This window comes from Roseomonas aerilata DSM 19363 (assembly GCF_000711725.1).
Classification (GTDB): Bacteria; Pseudomonadota; Alphaproteobacteria; order Acetobacterales; family Acetobacteraceae; genus Roseomonas; species Roseomonas aerilata.
Genome location: NZ_JONP01000010.1, coordinates 53,708 through 71,075, shown reverse-complemented (window position 1 = coordinate 71,075; position 17,368 = coordinate 53,708). Strand labels below are relative to the sequence as shown.

Here is a 17,368-nt window from a genome sequence, read left to right as displayed (position 1 = left end):
TCCGGCGGCAATGCGGCAAAGGGGCGCTAGGCCCCCCAGTCCAACCCGGGCTCGTACCGCACCCCCACGAAGCACAGCCCCTCCGCCGGCGCCGTCTGCCCCGCCTTCCGCCGGTCGCGTCCTTCCAGCACCTGCCGGGGCCAGGAAACCGGCCGCTGCCCCCAGCCCACCTTCGCCAGCGTGCCCACAAGGTTCCGCACCTGGTGATGCAGGAAGGACCGCGCCTCTACCCGCACAACCACCTCCTCCCCCTCGCGGGAGACATCCAGCCGGTCAAGCGTCCGCATCGCGTGCTTCGCCTGGCATGTCGCCGCGCGAAAGGCCGAGAAGTCGTGGTGCCCGAGCAGCCCCTGCGCCGCCTCGTGCATCGCCGCCGTGTCCAGCGGTGCCGGCACGTGCCAGACCCGCCCCTCCTCCAGCGCCGGCCGCGCCCGCCTGTTAAGGATGCGGTAGCGATAGCGCCGGTGCACCGCCGAGAATCGCGCGCTCCACTCCGGCCCAGGCCGCGCGACCGCCAGCACGGAAACCCGGTGCGGCCGTGTCCGCGCGTTCAGCGCCTCCCGCACCCGCTCCCCCGGCAGGTCGGCGGAAAGGTCGATCTGGGCGACCTGCCCCTCCGCATGCACCCCGGAATCCGTTCGCCCCGCGGCGCCAACCTCCGGCACCATGCCGCCGTTCAGGAAGGCCCCTGCCTCTTCCAGCACGCCCTGGACCGAAACCCCCTCCGCCTGCCGCTGCCAGCCGACGAAGCCCGCCCCGTCATACTCCACCAGCAGGGCGTAGCGCGGCATCCTAACCGAGCACCGTGCCGGCCGGCACCGCGTGCCCGCGCAGGAAGGCCCCGGCCTCCATCGCCGCCCGCCCCGCCTTCTGCACCCGCAGCAGCCGCAGCGCCGTCCCGCCGCCGCAGGCGACAAGCAGCCCGTCATCCAGCACGGTACCCGGCGCCGCCTCCTGCCCCGCTGACGGCTCCGCCGCAAGAACCCGCAGAACCTCTCCCCCCAGCGCCGTGAAGGCTCCCGGCCAGGGCGTCATCCCCCGCACTCGCCGGTCCAGCGCCACCGCTGTCTCCGACCAGTCGAGCCGCCCGTCCTCCTTCCCGAGCTTCGGCGCGTAGGTCGCGCCCTCCTCGGGCTGCGGCACCGAAGGCGGATCATCCGCCAGAGCGCGCAGCACCAGCCGCGCGCCCATTTCCGAAAGCCGGTCGTGAACCTCCGCGGTCGTCTCCCGCGGCCCGATCGGCGTCGCCTCGCGCAGCAGCATCGGGCCCGTGTCCAGCCCCTCGTCCATCCGCATGATGGTGATGCCCGTCTCCGCATCCCCCGCCAGCACGGCCGCGTGGATCGGCGCCGCCCCCCGCCAGCGCGGCAGCAGGCTCGCATGGATATTGATGCACCCGCGCCGCGGCGCATCGAGCATCGGCTTCGGCAGGATCAGCCCATAGGCCACCACCACCGCCGCATCGAGCCCGAGCGCCGCGAAGGCCTCGTGCTCCGCGACGTCCCGCCGCACCCGCGCCGGCGTCCGCACCGGCAGGCCCATCTCGATCGCCGCCTGATGCACGGGGCAGGGCGTCTCCCGCTGCCCCCGCCCGGCCGGCCGCGGCGGCTGGGCATAAACGCAGGCCACCTCATGCCCCGCCGCCACCAGCGCCCTCAGCGCCGGCACGGAAAAGGCCGGGCTCCCCATGAAGGCCAGCCGCAGGGGGAGGGTCACATCGCCTCCCGCGACTTCAGCTTCTGCTCCTTGAGGAACTTCTTGATCAGCATGTTCCGCTTCAGCGGGCTGAGGTGGTCGGTGAACATCACCCCATCCAGGTGGTCGATCTCGTGCTGCAGGCAGGTGGCCAGCAGGTCATCCGCCTCCACCTCCTGGCGGGAGCCGTCCAGCGCCCGGTAGCGCACCTTCACCCGCGCCGGCCGCTCCACATCCGCGTACTGCCCGGGTAGGGAAAGGCACCCCTCCTCCCGTATTGCCCGCTCCGTGCTCGCCGCCACGATCTCGGGGTTCACCAGCACCATGGGCGCCGGCGTCTCCTCCTTGGCCACGTCCAGCACCACCAGCCGCAGGCCTTCGCCCACCTGCGGCGCGGCCAGCCCGATCCCCGGCGCCTTGTACATGGTCGAGAGCATCCGCGCCGCGAGCTCCGTCACCCGCGCGCCGTCCGCCTCGGCCACCGGCCGGGCCTTGGCGCGCAGGATGGGTGCGGGGTGAAACAGGATGGGAAGGATCGGGGCGTCGGTCATGGCTGTGTTCATGTCTGCGGGGGGCATGTAGGGCAGAACCCGCCCCGGCGGAATGCCGCCCCCGGCCGAACCGCCTCCCGGCAAGGCAGGCCCTGCCACCCGACCTGACCTGTCCGCCTTGTAACCCCCGCTCTTGCAACGCCCGCCCGACCTGACAATATCCTACCCGTGGCCGGTGCCTCCTCAAGGGCCGAGCCGCGTGGCCTCGCTTCCCCAAGGATGCCGCAACATGTCGCGTTCGCCGGTCTTCGGATCGCCGCTCTTCCTCGGCTTCGACCACCTCGAGCAGATGCTCGACCGCGTGCAGAAGTCCTCGGACGGCTATCCCCCTTACAACATTGAGCAGATCGCGGCCGACCGCCTGCGAATCACCCTCGCCGTCGCGGGCTTCGCCATGGACGACCTCCAGATCACCCAGGAGGACAACCAACTGGTGATCCGCGGCCGCCAGAAGGAGGACGCGGAGGACCGCATCTTCCTCCATCGCGGGATCGCCGGCCGCCAGTTCCAGCGGGCCTTCGTCATCGCCGAGGGCATCGAGATCGAGGGCGCCTGGCTAGACAACGGCCTCCTCCATGTCGAACTGCGCCGCCCCCAGCCCGAGGTCCGGGTCCGGACCATCCAGATCAACGGCAAGACCCGCCCCCTCGTGGACGGCCAGGCCTAGATCCTTTCCCGTCCGAAACGCTCTGCCGAACCGGGGGGCAAGTCGGACGTTATAGGCCCGCAGGCCATCCCGGCTGCGGGCGAGGAGAACATCATGCAGCCCAACACCGAAATCAGCCTTCGCGACCTGACCCCCCTCGACTGGGCCCGCTTCGGCGCTCAGGAGATGGCCTATATCCGCCCGGTGACCGTCAATGGCACCCAGGCGGTGGCCATCCACGCGGCCGACGGCACCCCCATCGGCGCCGCCCCGAACGAGGCCCTGGCCATCGCCGCAATCCTCCAGCACGAGATGGCGCCCGTCCTCGTCCACTGAGCGCCGGGCCGGGATCCTGAAAAGGGAAGGGGAGGCCACCCGGCCTCCCCTCCTTCCGCGCGTCAGGCCGCCCGTTCACGCGGTCTGGGGATCGATCCACCCCACATGCCCGTCGGCCCGGCGATAGACCACGTTCAGCACCCCCGTGCCCCGGTTCCGGAACATCAGCACCGTCTCCTGGGAGAGATCGAGCCGCATCACCGCCTCCGGCACCGTCAGCCGGCTGATCTCGGTCGGCGCCTCCGCCACCACGGCCCCGTTCGCGTAACCGTCCGCCGTCACCGCCTCGCCATCGGCCGGCACCGCCTCGGGGGCCTCCTCGTCGGGCTCCTCGCGCAGCACCACCGCGCGCGCCAGCTCCGTCAGCGGATCGCGCTCCTCGGCCAGGCTCCGCGCGTGCTCGTTCACCCGGCGCCGATAGCGCCGCAGCCGCTTGCCGATGTGGGCCGCCGCATCCGCGAAGGCCCGGTGGGCGTCCACGCCCTCTCCCTCGGCCCGCATGTTCAGGCCGCGGCCGGCCCGGAGGTTGATGTCGCAGGCGAAGAAGGCGCGGTCCTTGCGGAAGGTCACATGGGCGTCGATGGCGTGGTCGAAGTACTTTCGGGTGACCGCCTCCAGCCCGTCCGTCACATGGGTCTTGAGTGCCTCGCCGGTCTCGACGCCCTTGCCGGCGACAGTGATCTGCATGGATCGGCTCCCTTGATCAACTTGTAACATAAGTGACGTGAGACGGGTCGGGGCCGGTTTAAAGAGGACCGATCAGAGAACGAGCGCCGATTTCTCCCTCTTGCGCTGCACCGAGGAGGGGATCTTCAGCGCGTCCCGGTATTTCGCGACCGTGCGCCGCGCGATGTCCACGCCCTCCGCCCGCAGCCGCTCCACGATGGCGTCGTCCGACAGCACGTCCTCCGCCGTCTCGGCATTCACCATGTCGCGGATGCGGTGCCGGATGGCCTCCGCCGAGAAGCTCTCGCCGCCATGCGTCCCAGCGATCGCCGTGGTGAAGAAGTACTTCAGCTCGAGCGTGCCACGCGGCGTCGCGATGTACTTGTTGGCGGTGACGCGGGAAACGGTGCTCTCGTGCATCCCCAACTCGTCCGCGACATCCCGCAGGATCAGCGGCCGCAGATGCCCGACGCCGTAGCGGAAGAACCCCTCCTGCCGCCGAACGATCTCGGCCGCCACGCGCAGGATGGTGTTCGCCCGCTGCTCGAGGCTCCGCACCAGCCAGTTCGCGGCCTGCAGCTTCTCGGCGATGAAGGCCTTGTCCTCCTTCGACTTCGTGGCCGTCGAGGCCGTCGCGTGGAAGCCCCGGTTCACCAGCACCCGCGGCAGCGTCTCCGGGTTCAGCTCCAGCGTCCAGGTCCCGTCGGGCATTCGCCGCATCAGCACGTCCGGCACCACCATCGGCGCCACCTCGCCGTCGCCCGTCACGCCCGGCTTCGGGTTCAGCCGCCGAATCTCGGAGACCATCTCCGAGAGATCCTCGGCATCCACGCCGCAGACGCGCAACAGCCCCGCCATGTCCCGCCGGGCCAGCATCTCGAGGTTGTCCAGCAGCGCCTGCATCGCCGGGTCCAGTCGGTTCAGCTCCGCGAGCTGCACCGTCAGGCACTCCTTCAGGCTACCGCAGAACAGCCCCGTCGGCTCGAAGCGCTGCATCCGCGCCCGCACGCCGGCGACGATCGCCTCCTCGCAGCCCAGCGCCCCCGCGATCGCCTCGTCGGTCACGGCCAGCCGCCCGGCAGGGTCCAGCAGCGCGATCATCTGCCCCGCGATCAGCCGCTCCCGCGCATCGGTGAAGGTCAGCCGCGCCTGCTCGGCCAACAGCTCGCGCAAGGAGCGCGGCCGCTCCCCCGCGATCTCCTCCAGGCTCCGCCCGTCATTGTCCCAGGAATCCGCCCGCGCCCCGCCGGAAGTCGGGTAGAGCGCGTCCCCGCTCTCGTAACCGCCCGACCAGTCCGCCTCGATCGGGCTGCTCGCCTCGTCCGGCATGGTGGGGGAGGAAGCGGCCTCGAAGGAATCCTGCTCCGCCGGCGCGGCCACGGCGGGCGCGCTGCCCTCCTCCCGCTCCAGCATCGGGTTGCGCTCGAGTTCCTCCTCGACGAAGGCGGAAACCTCCACATTGCTCGACTGGAGCAGCTTGATGGCCTGCCGCAGCTGCGGCGTCATCACCAGCTGCTGCGTCTGCCGGAAGTCGAGCCGCGGCCCTAACCCTACCATGAGGGGCCCGCCACCCGCGCCATCAGCACGATGCGCGCACCATCAGCGGCCACGCCCTGCCGAAGGAATGGCCCGCCCGGTCACAGGCTGAACCGCTCGCCGAGGTAGACGCGCCGCACGCCCTCATGCGCCACGATCTCGCTCGGCCGCCCCTCCATCAGCACCTGGCCGTCGTGCAGGATGTAGGCGCGGTCGATGATCGCCAGCGTCTCCCGCACGTTGTGCTCGGTGATCAGCACCCCGATCCCGCGGTCCTTCAGGTGCCGCACGAGATCGCGGATCTCGCCCACCGCGATCGGGTCGATGCCCGCCAGCGGCTCGTCGAGAAGGATGTAGGCCGGGTGCGTCGCCAGCGCGCGCGCGATCTCGCAGCGCCGCCGCTCCCCGCCCGAGAGCGCCAGCGCCGGCGCCCGCCTGAGATGCGCGATCCCGAACTCCGCCAGCAGGCTGTCCAGCATCCCGTCCCGCCGCTCGCGGTCCGGCTCCACCACCTCCAGCGCGGCGCGGATGTTGTCCTCCACGGAAAGCCCACGGAAAATCGAGGCCTCCTGCGGCAGGTAGCCGAGCCCCAGCCGCGCGCGCCGGTACATCGGCAGCATCGTCACGTCGTGCCCATCGAGGAAGACCTGCCCCTCGTCCGGCCGCACGAGCCCCGTCATCATGTAGAAGGTGGTCGTCTTCCCCGCGCCGTTCGGCCCGAGCAGCCCCACCGCCTCCCCGCGCTTGAGGCTGAGCGAGACGCCCCGCACCACCGGCCGCTTCTTGTAGCGCTTGCCCAGCGCCCGCGCGACGAGCCCGGACTCGCCCGGCACCACCTTGAAGCCCTCGCTCACCGCGTTCGCCCCTGGGCAGGTGCCGGCGCAGGCGTCGCGGGCCGCGCTGCCCCGGCCGGCGGCGCCACCTCCTGCCCGGAATTCGGCAGCACCAGTCCCTGCACCCGCTGCCCCGGCGCGGAGACGAGGCGCGAGATCCCCGTACGAAGATTCACGATCGCCTCCTGTCCCTGCAACTGGTTCTGCCCGCGCGTGATCCGCACGTTGCCCAGCACCCGCGCCATGCCCGTCACCGGGCTGTAGACCCCGCGATCCCCGCGCACGACCTCGGTCTCGGTCCGGATCTCGACGTTGCCGAAGACCTCCACCCGGTCGAGCTTCGATCCCTCGCCCGGCACCGGCCGCGGGGCCGCGGGCGCTGCCGCCGGGGCACCGGGGCGGGCAGGGGGCGTGGGGGCCGCCGGCCGCGCCGCCACCGCCTGCACCGGCGGCGCGTTCTCCAGGAAGTAGCCCACCAGCGTGTCCGCCATGATCTGGCGGTTGTCGCTCGTGGTCACCCGCGCGGCACCCCGCGCCACCGCCATCCGCCGCTGGGACCAGTATTCGAGGCTGTCCCGCGCCACGATCGTGTCGCTCTGCGTCGTCAGCTTCAGGTCCCGCCCGGTCATCACCATCACGGCCTGATCGATGTCATAGACGGCGCGGTCGCCCTGCGCCCGGTCGGTCTGGGTGGAGATCACGACGTCCCCCTCCGCCTCCAGCCGCCAGATCTCCCCGCCCGACATCGGGCTCTCGCCCCCGGCCGTATCCGCCGGCGCCTCGGCCCCCGGCGCCTGCGCCCGCGGGCGGTAGCGCGCGATCAGCCGGGCGGCGTCCACCGTCACCCCGTCCCGCACGGCCTTCGCCTTGCCGCGGGCGATCACCACCTGCTCGCCCTGCCGCCACTCGATCCCGTCGGTGGCGGTGATTTCCACCGGCCCGCCGCCCGAACCCGAAAGATCGATCGGCTGCGCCCGGGCCGCCCCGAAAGGGGAGGGCGCCAGCACCGCCACCAGCGCGGCCAGGCCCAGCCCCGCCGCCCGCATCCCGTGCCCGGCGCTCATCGCGTGCCCTCCAGCACCGCGCGCGCATTGCCCGTGAAGACCACCACCGCGCCGCGGTCGCGCAGCCGGAACCCGTCGCCCGTGATGGTGCCGAAGCTTCCCTGGGCCGCCACGTGGGTGTCGCCCTCCGCGTGGCCCTCCTTCACGTCCACCCGCGCCTGCTGGGTCTCGATCAAGGTTCCATCATCCTGCCAGATCGTCACGTCGCCCCAGAGGTCGAGGATGTTCTCCTCCCGGTCCAAACGCCCGGTCTTGCTGTCCAGCAGCACCCAGCCGCCGTTCGTCAAGGTCATGTCACCGCGAGGTGCCTCGAGGTCCACCACGTTACTGCTGCCCGGTTGCGAAGCGATGAAGGCCGTCACGTTGAAGGGCCGTCCCTGGTCGTCGATGCCCTGGTAGCGCGGGTCCACCACCCGCACCGCCTCCGGCGTCGTTCGGCTGAGCCGGCGGAAGGAGAGCCGCGCGTTCTCGCTCGTGCGCTCGAATTCCGGCCAGAGCACGATCGCGCTCAGCAGCGCCAGCGCCGCCGCCGGCAGAAGCAGCTTGAGGAAGCGCACCGTGAACCGCCGCCGCAGCATGGCGCCGCGCGTATAGCCACGCCTCGCGCGGGAGGGCACAGGCCGGGGCCGCATCTCCGCCGCCAGCGTCACGCTCGCGGAGGCGTCTGCAGGGGCCGCGGGATCCCCCGCGCGCGCGGCCGCACCGCCCGCCGCGGACAGCGCGTGAACCGTGCCCGGCCCCGCTCCGCCGCTCGCCGCGGGCGCGTCGGTCGCCGGGTTGCTGGAGGGTGCCTGGACCGTCACCCCCCCTGTATGGAGCGCCGGGGAGGGCCGGTCAACGCGCATCCGCAACACATTCCTTCAAGAATCATGCCACCCGAGCCGGGGCCTCTCGCGCCAGGAAATGCCATGAATCAGTGCGCGAAGATGTCGGGCTCCACATATCCAAGCAGGTCCAGCGCCGCGCGCGCGGGCAGGAACCGGAAGCACTCCTCCGCCAGGCCTAGTCGCCCCTCCCGCCGCAGCAGCGCCTCCAGCTTCGCCCAGAGAGCATGCAGGTGCAGCACGTCCGAGGCCGCGTAGGCCAGCTGCTCCTGGCTCAGCGCCGGGGCGCCCCAGTCGCTCGTCTGCTGCTGCTTGGAGATCTCCACCCCCAGCAACTCCCGGCAAAGCTCCCGCAGCCCGTGCCGGTCGGTAAAGGTCCGCACGAGCTTGGCCGCCACCTTCGTGCAGAGGACCGGCGCCACCTCGACGCCCAGCTCCTTCCGCAGGATGGCGACATCGAAGCGCGCGAAGTGGAACAGCTTCACCACGGCCGCATCCGCCAGCAGCGCCGCGAGGTTCGGGCAGTCGAGAAATCCCTGCCGCCGCGCCGGCCCGCCCAGCCCCTCCGGCCGCAGCTGCACAAGATGCGCCGAACCATCCCCAGCCGAGAGCTGCACGAGGCAGAGCCGGTCGCGATGCGGGTTCAGCCCCATCGTCTCGGTGTCCACGGCCACCACCGGCCCGAGGTCCAGCCCCGCCGGCAGATCGTCCTGATAGAGATGGATCCTGGCGTTCGGCATGAAGAGCACACTTCCCATCGCGGCCGCTCCGTCCGCGGCGCCCCCTGGCCAGGGCCGGGATGCTTCACCCCGCCGCGCCACATCACTTCATTATCGGGGAGGGTAGGGGGCCTCCCGTCGGGGGAGGCTATGGTGCCCAGGAAAGGACTCGAACCTTCACAACCTTGCGGTCACAGGTACCTGAAACCTGCGCGTCTACCAATTCCGCCACCTGGGCAAGGAGGCTAGCGCCCTCGTATCGGGGAAGGCGTGGGCGGCTTCTATGAGGGGCCGCCCACGCCGTCAAGCCGCCCCGGCACGGAATCCGCCGCTTCCGCTACCCCCCTTCACGCGGCGCTCCTTCCGCGCGATTTGCGACACGCCCGCCCCGCCCTAATCTCAGGGCGCGGGGAGTTTTACCCCCGGGGCGGGAATGAGGAGAGAGCGGATGGCGCGGCGCGTGGCAGTGGTATTCGGCGGAACCGGCTTCATCGGCGCCCACGTGGTCCAGCGCCTCGCGCGCCGCGACTACGTCGTCCGCGTCGTCACCCGCGCCCCCGAGGCGGCGCGCACCCTCATGACCCAGGGCATGGTCGGCCAGATCGTCCCCGTTACGGCCGGCGCCATGGACGCCGCCGCCCTCCATCGCGCGGTCGAGGGCGCGGAGGTCGTCGTCAATCTCATCGGCATCCTCTCCGAGCGCCGAGCGGGCGACTTCGCTCGCCTCCACGGCACGCTCCCCGGCCGCATCGCCGGGGCCGCCGCCGCGGCCGGTGTCACCCACCTCGTCCAGGTCTCCGCCATCGGCGCCGATCCGTCCTCCCCCAGCCTCTACGCCCGCAGCAAGGCGGAAGGGGAGGCCGCCGTCCTCGCCGCCTTCCCGCGCGCCACCATCCTCCGCCCCTCGGTCGTCTTCGGCCCCGAGGACTCCTTCTTCAACCGCTTCGCCGGCCTCGCCCGCATCCTCCCGGTCCTGCCCCTCGTCGGCGGCAACACCCGCTTCCAGCCTGTCTATGTCGGCGACGTCGCCGACGCCGTCATGGCCACCATCGACCAGCCGGCCGCCGCCGGCCGCACCTACGAGCTCGCCGGCCCCCGCGCCGCCACCTTCCGCTCCCTGCTGCAGGACATGCTCCACCTCATCGGCCGCCGCCGTCCGATCGTTGAGATGCCGGTGGGCCTCGCCTCGTTCCAGGCGAAGCTCACCTCATGGCTCCCCAACCCGCCGCTGACCGAGGACCAGATCCTCCTCCTCAAGCACGACAACGTCCCCTCCGGTACCCTCCCGGGGCTCGCCGAACTCGGGATCACGCCCACTTCGATGGAGGCGATCCTGCCGAGCTACCTCACCCGCTTCCGGGAGGGCGGCGGCCGTCGCGCGGTGATCCCGGGTTGAAAGGTCCGTATCGGACCTAATATTCGGCATTATAACGAAACGATCGGCGCGACCACGATGGCCTGCCGGAGAAGCAGGTCAGGTCTGCTGACCTGTCGGCGATTTTGAACTCGCATGAGCCCTGCGAGTATGGCAAACCGCCCCTGAAACGGGCCACCGCCCGTCCCCTCGCCATGCGGAGCCCCCGCCCGCAGGCCCCGTCGAGACGGTTTAAAAAGCAAGGACCGCGCCATGGCCGAGCGCATGCTCCAGTTCGTCCGCCTGTCCCAGCAGACGCCCGAAAAGCGCGAGCCGACGATCCGCCGCGAGGATTTCGACGAGATCTACGCCCGCTTCGACCCGGCCCGCGCCTCGGAGCAGGCCAGCCGCTGCTCTCAGTGCGGCGTCCCCTTCTGCTCCGTCCACTGCCCGCTCCAGCAGAACATCCCGGACTGGCTGAAGCTCACGGCCGAGGGCCGGCTGGAGGAGGCCTACGAGGTCAACTCGGCCACCAACACCTTCCCCGAGATCTGCGGCCGCGTCTGCCCGCAGGACCGCCTCTGTGAGGGCAACTGCGTCATCGAGAAGGGCTTCGAGAGCGTCACGATCGGCGCCGTCGAGCGCTACATCAACGACACCGCCTGGGAGAAGGGCTGGGTCAAGCCGCCCACCCCCGTGCGCGAACTCGCCCACTCCGTCGCCATCATCGGCGCCGGCCCCGCCGGCCTGGCCGCGGCCGAGAAGCTCCGCACCATGGGCTGGCAGGTGCACGTCTACGACCGCTACGACCGCGCCGGCGGCCTGATGATCTACGGCATCCCGAACTTCAAGCTCGAGAAGGACGTCGTCACCCGCCGCACCGCCCAGTTCGAGCAGGGCGGCATCACCTTCCACCTGAACGCCGAGATCGGCCGCGACGTCACGCTGGAAGACCTTCGCACGAAGCACGACGCCGTCCTCATCGCGACGGGCGTCTACAAGGCCCGCGACATCGCCGTCCCCGGCGCGCACCTGGAAGGCGTGGTCCCCGCCATGTCCTTCCTCACGGCGTCCAACCGCAAGGGCCTCGGCGACGACGTGCCCGAGTTCGACAGCGGCGCCCTCAACGCCCACGGCAAGCGCGTGGTGGTGATCGGCGGCGGCGACACCGCCATGGACTGCCTCCGCACCTCCATCCGCCAGGGCGCGGCCTCCGTCACCTGCCTCTACCGCCGCGACAAGGCCAACATGCCCGGCTCCATGCGCGAGGTTCACAACGCCGAGGAGGAGGGCGTCCGCTTCGCCTGGCTCTCCGCGCCCGACGCCTTCGAGGGCGACACCCACGTCACCGGCGTCCGTGTCACCAAGATGCATCTCGGCCTCCCCGACGCCACCGGCCGCCAGCAGGTCGAGCCCATCCCCGGCAGCGAATTCACCGAGCCCGCCGACCTCGTCATCAAGGCCCTCGGCTTCGACCCCGAGAACCTGCCCAAGATGTTCGACGAGCCCGGCCTCGCCGTCTCCCGCTGGGGCACGCTCACGGTGGACCGCCGCAGCATGATGACGAGCCTTCCCGGCGTCTTCGCCGCCGGCGACATCGTCCGCGGCGCCTCCCTCGTCGTCTGGGCCATCCGCGACGGCCGCGACGCCGCCGACCGCATCGCCGAATACGTCAGGACCCGCGACGCCGTCCCCCAGGCCGCCGAGTGAGCGGAGAGAGCACCATGTCCGACTACGTCTCCCAGCACCTCGCCAACACCGCGCTCCTCCGCGACGAAGCGCATATCGACACCACCGAGCACGACGCCTGCGGCGTCGGCCTCGTGGCCGCCCTCGACGGCGTCGCCCGCCGCGAGGTCGTCCAGGCCGGCATCGACGCGCTGAAGGCCGTCTGGCACCGCGGCGCCGTGGACGCCGACGGCAAGACCGGCGACGGCGCCGGCATCCACGTGGAAATCCCCCAGGACTTCTTCGCCGAGGCCGTCGCCAACGGCGGCGACCGCCTGCGCCCCGGCCGCATCGGCGTCGGCATGGTCTTCATGCCCAAGACCGACCTCGGCGCGCAGGAGCGCTGCCGCTCGATCGTGGAAACGGAAATCCTCGTCGCGGGCTACGGCATCTACGGCTGGCGCCAGGTGCCGATCGACGTCACCTGCATCGGCGAGAAAGCCAACGCCACCCGCCCCGAGATCGAGCAGATCCTCATCTACGACCCGGAGCAGCGGGACGAGGCAACCTTCGAGCGCGACCTCTACGTCATCCGCCGCCGGATCGAGAAGCAGGCCATCGCCGCGCAGATCCCGGACCTCTACCTCTGCACGCTCTCCTGCCGCTCGATCATCTACAAGGGCATGTTCCTGGCCGAGAGCCTCTCGGTCTTCTACCCCGACCTGCTCGACCCGCGTTTCATCAGCCGCTTCGCCATCTACCACCAGCGCTACAGCACCAACACCTTCCCCACCTGGCGCCTGGCCCAGCCCTTCCGCACCCTCGCCCATAACGGCGAGATCAACACGGTGCACGGCAACGTCAACTGGATGAAGAGCCACGAGACGCGCCTTTCCCACGCGCTGCTCGACCCCTTCATGGAGGACATCAAGCCCGTCGTTCAGGCCGGCAACTCCGACACCGCGTCGCTCGACAACGTCTTCGAACTCCTAGTCCGCGCCGGCCGCGACGCGCCCATGGCCAAGGCGATGCTCATCCCCGAGAGCATCGGCTCCAACGCCACCATGCCCAAGGCGCACCAGGAACTCTTCCTCTACTGCAATGCCGTGATGGAGCCCTGGGACGGCCCTGCCGCCATCGCCGCCACCGACGGCCGCTGGGTCGTCGCCGGCCTCGACCGCAACGGCCTTCGCCCCATGCGCTACACCATCACCGCGGACCGCATGCTCGTCGTCGGCAGCGAGACCGGCATGGTCCGCTTCCCCGAGGAAAGCATCATCGCCCGCGGCCGCCTCGGCCCCGGACAGTGCATCGGCGTGGACCTGCACGAGGCCCGCTTCTACGACGACGGCCAGCTCAAGGACACGATGGCCGCCCGCAAGCCCTGGGGCGACTGGACGCGCCGCACCAACCGCATCGACGGCATCGTCAAGGCCGACGCCCACGAGGCCGCGACGTTGGAGGGTGAATCCCTCCGCCGTCGCCAGCTCTCCACGGGCTACACGCTGGAAGACCTCGAAGCCATCCTGCACCCCATGGTGGAGGAAGGCGCCGAGGCCATCGGCAGCATGGGCGACGACACCCCCATCGCCGTCCTCTCCCGCCAGTATCGCGGGTTGCACCACTACTTCCGCCAGGCCTTCGCGCAGGTGACGAACCCGCCGATCGACAGCCTGCGCGAAACCCGCGTGATGACGATCAAGACCCGCCTGGGCAATCTCGGGAACATCCTCGACGAGGACCCGACCCAGTGCGACATGCTCATGCTGGACAGCCCCGTGCTCTCCAACGCCGAGTTCGCGGCCATGCGCGGCTACATGGGCCACAACGCCTGGGAGGTTGACGCGACCTTCCCCGTGGCCGAGGGCGAGCCCGGCCTGCGCCGCGCCATCGAGCGCATCCGCCGCGACGCCGAGGAGGGCGTCCGCTCCGGCCGCGCCCACGTCATCCTCTCCGACGAGGCGCAGAGCGCCGAGCGCGCCGCCATCCCGATGATCCTCGCGGTCGGCGCGGTCCACACCCACCTCGTGCGCCACAGCCTCCGCACCTTCACCAGCCTCAACATCCGCAGCGCGGAATGCATGGACGTGCACTACTTCGCCGTCCTCATCGGCGCCGGCGCCACCACGGTGAACGCCTACCTCGCGCAGGAAAGCATCGCCGACCGCCACCGCCGCGGCCTCTTCCCCGGCCTCAGCCTCGAGGAATGCGTCGCCAAGTACCGCAAGGCCATCGACAAGGGCCTGCTGAAGACGATGTCCAAGATCGGCATCGGCGTGCTCTCCTCCTACCGCGGCGGCATGAACTTCGAGGCCATCGGCCTCTCCCGCGCGCTCGTCGCGGAGTTCTTCCCGGGCACCCAGTCCCGCATCTCCGGCATCGGCCTCTCGGGCATCGCCCGCCGCGTGCTCGACATGCACACGGCCGCCTGGGACGCCTCCACGCCCGTCCTCCCCGTCGGCGGCCTCTACAAGCTCCGCCGCCGCGGCGAGGCCCATGCCTTCGAGGGCAGCCTCATCCACCTTCTCCAGAAGGCGGTGAACGCGGACAGCTACGAGACCTACAAGCGCTACAGCCACGCCGTGCGCCAGCTCCCGCCCGTCGCCCTGCGCGACCTGCTGGACTTCCGCACCCCCGCCGCGCGCGCCCTCCCGCTGGAGGAGGTCGAGAGCATCACCGAGATCCGCAAGCGCCTCCTCGCGCCCGGAATCTCCCTCGGCGCCCTCGGGCCCGAGGCGCACGAAACCCTCTCCATCGCCATGAACCGCATCGGCGCCCGCTCCGACAGCGGGGAGGGCGGCGAGGACCCCGCGCGCGCGAAGCCCCGCGCGAACGGCGACAACGCGAACTCCGCCATCAAGCAGATCGCCTCCGGCCGCTTCGGCGTCACGGCGGAGTACCTGAACAACTGCCGCGAGATCGAGATCAAGGTCGCGCAGGGCGCCAAGCCCGGCGAGGGCGGCCAGCTTCCCGGCTTCAAGGTGACGGAGCTCATCGGCAAGCTCCGCCACTCCACCCCCGGCGTGACGCTGATCTCGCCGCCGCCCCACCACGACATCTACTCGATCGAGGACCTCGCCCAGCTCATCTACGACCTCAAGCAGATCAACCCCGAGGCCACCGTCTGCGTGAAGCTCGTGTCGCGCAGCGGAATCGGCACCATCGCGGCCGGCGTGGCGAAGGCGAAGGCCGACGCCATCCTCGTCTCCGGCCATTCCGGCGGCACCGGCGCCTCCCCGGTCACCTCGATCAAGTACGCAGGCCTTCCCTGGGAAATGGGCCTCTCCGAGACCCACCAGGTCCTGCTTCTCAACCGCCTCCGCCACCGCGTGAAGCTCCGCACCGATGGTGGCATCAAGACGGGCCGCGACGTCGTGGTCGCCGCCATGCTCGGCGCCGAGGAATTCGGCATCGGCACGGCGTCGCTCGTGGCCATGGGCTGCATCATGGTCCGCCAGTGCCACTCCAACACCTGCCCCGTCGGCGTCTGCACGCAGGACGAGGCCCTGCGGGCGAAGTTCGAGGGCAGCCCGGAAAAGGTCATCTCCCTCTTCTCCTTCGTCGCGGAGGAGGTGCGCGAGATCCTCGCCTCCCTCGGCTTCCGCAAGCTCGAGGACGTCATCGGCCGCACCGATCTTCTGAAGCAGGTCTCCCGCGGCGCCGAGGACCTCGACGACCTCGACCTCAACCCGCTGCTCGTCCAGGCCGATGCCGGCGGCCACCCCTCCTACTGCACGCTGGAGGGCCGCAACGAGGTGCCGGAGACGCTGGACGCCGACATGATCCGCGACGCCGCCGCCCTCTTCTCCCGCGGCGAGAAGATGCAGCTCCAGTACAACATCCAGAACACGCACCGCGCCATCGGCACCAAGACCAGCTCGATGATCGTGCGCCAGTTCGGGATGAAGGGCCTGCAGCCCGGCCACCTCACGGTCCGCCTCCGCGGCTCCGCCGGCCAGTCCCTCGGCGCCTTCGGCGTCCGCGGCCTGAAGCTGGAAGTCCTCGGTGACGCCAACGACTACGTCGGCAAGGGTCTCTCCGGCGCCACCATCACCGTCCGCCCCGGCCCCAGCGCTAACTTCGTCTGGGAGGAGAACACCATCGTCGGCAACACCGTCCTCTACGGTGCGACCGCGGGCGAGCTCTTCGCGGCAGGGCAGGGGGGCGAGCGCTTCGCCGTCCGCAACTCCGGCGCAGACTGCGTGGTCGAGGGCATCGGCGCCAATGGCTGCGAGTACATGACGGGCGGCAAGGTCGTCATCCTCGGTGCGGTCGGCGACAACTTCGGCGCCGGCTTCACCGGCGGCCAGGCCTTCGTCTGGGACGCGGACGGCACCTTCGAGCGCCGCCTGAACCGCGACACCCTCCTCTGGGCCCGCCTCGGCTCCGCCCATTGGGAAGGCGTGCTCCGCGACCTCATCGCCCGCCACGCGCAGGAGACCGGCTCCCGCCTCGCCGCCCGCCTCCTCAACGATTGGGCGAGCGAGCGTGACCGCTTCTGGCACATCGTCCCGAAGGACTACGCCAAGCTCCTGCCCCAGCCGATGAGCGACCAGCTCATGGCTGCGGAATAAAAACGAACGGGGCCGGCGCGCGTTCGCCGGCCCCAGCGATCCTTGGCTTCGCCTGACCCATAAAACCCGTCACTACAAAGCTTTGGCGGCCGTCTTTAAGTTGCGCTCCCATCTTGCCGGCCGCTACCCGCGGTGGCAAACACCCGCCCTGTGCGCATCCTCTATCACCTCCCGCTCTCCCCCGCCTGCCGCAAGGTCCGCCTCGCCCTGCAGGAGAAGCGCATCCCCTTCGAGCTGCGCGCCGAGCGCATCTGGGAGCGTCGCGACGAGTTCCTGATGATGAACCCCGCCGGCACCGTCCCCGTGCTGGAAGAGGAAAACGGCCTCGTCCTCGCGGACAGCAACGCCATCTGCGAGTACCTCGACGAAGCCTACCCCGACATGCCCCTGCTCGGCCGCACCCACGCGGAACGCGCCGAGATCCGCCGCCTCGTCGCCTGGTTCGACGGCAAGTTCGACCGCGAGGTCACCCGCAACCTCTATTTCGAGAAGCAGCTCAAGCGCATGCTCGGCCTCGGCAACCCCGACGCCGGCGCGCTGCGCGCGGGCTACGCCAACCTCAAGCCCCATATCGAGTACATCGGCTGGCTGGCCGAGAGCCGCGCCTGGCTCGCCGGAGGCCAGATCTCGCTCGCCGACCTCGCCGCCGCCGCCCACCTCTCCTGCCTCGACTATATCGGCGACGTGGACTGGTCGATGAACGACGCGGTGAAGGATTGGTACGCCCGCGTGAAGTCCCGCCCCGCCTTCCGCCCCATCCTCGCCGACCGCGTGAGCGGCCTCACTCCCCCGAACCACTACGCGGACCTCGACTTCTAGAACGACCCCCCTGGCGCCGGAACCGAGCATTCTTCATTGTATTAGAGACCCGGAATAATCGTCCGGACGAAACTACTCGGGTT

15 protein-coding genes and 1 tRNA gene are annotated in these 17,368 nt (G+C 70.6%); 6 read left to right on the top strand and 10 right to left on the bottom strand.

The features are described 5' to 3' along the window. Positions 1–26 precede the first annotated feature (26 nt). The 3 genes from truA to def are packed head-to-tail and all read right to left on the bottom strand — an operon-like array spanning position 27 to position 2,246. On the bottom strand, positions 27–791 hold the full coding sequence (truA, locus tag BO39_RS13320; RefSeq protein ID WP_043834022.1) for a tRNA pseudouridine(38-40) synthase TruA: 765 nt from the start codon (positions 789–791) through the stop codon (positions 27–29). Between the two features lies 1 nt (position 792). After that, entirely contained in the window at positions 793–1,704 is a 912-nt protein-coding gene (fmt, locus tag BO39_RS13315) for a methionyl-tRNA formyltransferase (protein ID WP_043834272.1), read from the bottom strand. Positions 1,705–1,712: 8 nt separating this feature from the next. Then, positions 1,713–2,246, bottom strand: coding sequence for a peptide deformylase (gene def / locus BO39_RS13310; protein ID WP_156963676.1), 534 nt, complete (start codon positions 2,244–2,246; stop codon positions 1,713–1,715). 229 nt (positions 2,247–2,475) lie between these two features. Between def and BO39_RS13305 the strand changes: the two genes are divergently transcribed. Together BO39_RS13305 and BO39_RS13300 are read left to right on the top strand one after the other, a co-directional pair. Next, positions 2,476–2,913 (top strand): Hsp20 family protein, encoded by a 438-nt coding sequence (locus tag BO39_RS13305; protein ID WP_043834020.1) that lies wholly within the window; start codon positions 2,476–2,478, stop codon positions 2,911–2,913. A gap of 93 nt (positions 2,914–3,006) precedes the next feature. Further along, entirely contained in the window at positions 3,007–3,228 is a 222-nt protein-coding gene (locus tag BO39_RS13300) for a DUF1150 family protein (protein WP_043834018.1), read from the top strand. Between the two features lie 75 nt (positions 3,229–3,303). Here the strand turns inward: BO39_RS13300 and hpf are convergent, their stop codons facing one another. From hpf to BO39_RS13265, 7 genes are all read right to left on the bottom strand, one after another. After that, the gene (hpf, locus tag BO39_RS13295) at positions 3,304–3,915 is read right to left on the bottom strand and encodes a ribosome hibernation-promoting factor, HPF/YfiA family (RefSeq protein ID WP_043834016.1); all 612 of its coding nucleotides are present in this window, start codon (positions 3,913–3,915) and stop codon (positions 3,304–3,306) included. A 72-nt stretch (positions 3,916–3,987) separates the two neighbouring features. Then, positions 3,988–5,451 carry an RNA polymerase factor sigma-54 gene (rpoN, locus tag BO39_RS13290; protein WP_043834014.1) on the bottom strand — a complete coding sequence of 488 codons (1,464 nt, stop codon included), beginning with the start codon at positions 5,449–5,451 and terminating at the stop codon, positions 3,988–3,990. A gap of 80 nt (positions 5,452–5,531) precedes the next feature. Then, the gene (gene lptB, locus BO39_RS13285) at positions 5,532–6,284 is read right to left on the bottom strand and encodes an LPS export ABC transporter ATP-binding protein (RefSeq protein ID WP_043834012.1); all 753 of its coding nucleotides are present in this window, start codon (positions 6,282–6,284) and stop codon (positions 5,532–5,534) included. Beyond that, the gene (locus tag BO39_RS13280) at positions 6,281–7,327 is read right to left on the bottom strand and encodes an LptA/OstA family protein (RefSeq protein ID WP_043834011.1); all 1,047 of its coding nucleotides are present in this window, start codon (positions 7,325–7,327) and stop codon (positions 6,281–6,283) included. The genes lptB and BO39_RS13280 overlap by 4 nt, the downstream gene beginning before the upstream one ends. Next, entirely contained in the window at positions 7,324–8,172 is an 849-nt protein-coding gene (gene lptC, locus BO39_RS13275; protein WP_245615140.1) for an LPS export ABC transporter periplasmic protein LptC, read from the bottom strand. Before lptC ends, BO39_RS13280 begins: the two co-directional genes overlap by 4 nt. Before the next feature lie 68 nt (positions 8,173–8,240). After that, positions 8,241–8,909 (bottom strand): ribonuclease D, encoded by a 669-nt coding sequence (locus BO39_RS13270; RefSeq protein ID WP_043834009.1) that lies wholly within the window; start codon positions 8,907–8,909, stop codon positions 8,241–8,243. A gap of 112 nt (positions 8,910–9,021) precedes the next feature. Beyond that, a tRNA-Leu gene (locus BO39_RS13265) sits at positions 9,022–9,108 on the bottom strand. Positions 9,109–9,318: 210 nt separating this feature from the next. Between BO39_RS13265 and BO39_RS13260 the strand changes: the two genes are divergently transcribed. The 4 genes from BO39_RS13260 to fzlA all read left to right on the top strand — a co-directional run bounded on the left by BO39_RS13260 (position 9,319) and on the right by fzlA (position 17,285). Further along, positions 9,319–10,266, top strand: a complete 948-nt coding sequence (locus tag BO39_RS13260) for a complex I NDUFA9 subunit family protein (RefSeq protein ID WP_043834006.1) — start codon at positions 9,319–9,321, stop codon at positions 10,264–10,266. A gap of 231 nt (positions 10,267–10,497) precedes the next feature. Beyond that, positions 10,498–11,934, top strand: a complete 1,437-nt coding sequence (locus tag BO39_RS13255; protein WP_043834003.1) for an NAD(P)-dependent oxidoreductase — start codon at positions 10,498–10,500, stop codon at positions 11,932–11,934. 14 nt (positions 11,935–11,948) lie between these two features. Beyond that, positions 11,949–16,466 carry a glutamate synthase large subunit gene (gene gltB / locus BO39_RS13250; RefSeq protein ID WP_043834001.1) on the top strand — a complete coding sequence of 1,506 codons (4,518 nt, stop codon included), beginning with the start codon at positions 11,949–11,951 and terminating at the stop codon, positions 16,464–16,466. A gap of 150 nt (positions 16,467–16,616) precedes the next feature. After that, entirely contained in the window at positions 16,617–17,285 is a 669-nt protein-coding gene (gene fzlA / locus BO39_RS13245) for an FtsZ-binding protein FzlA (protein ID WP_043833999.1), read from the top strand. Positions 17,286–17,368: the final 83 nt, after the last annotated feature.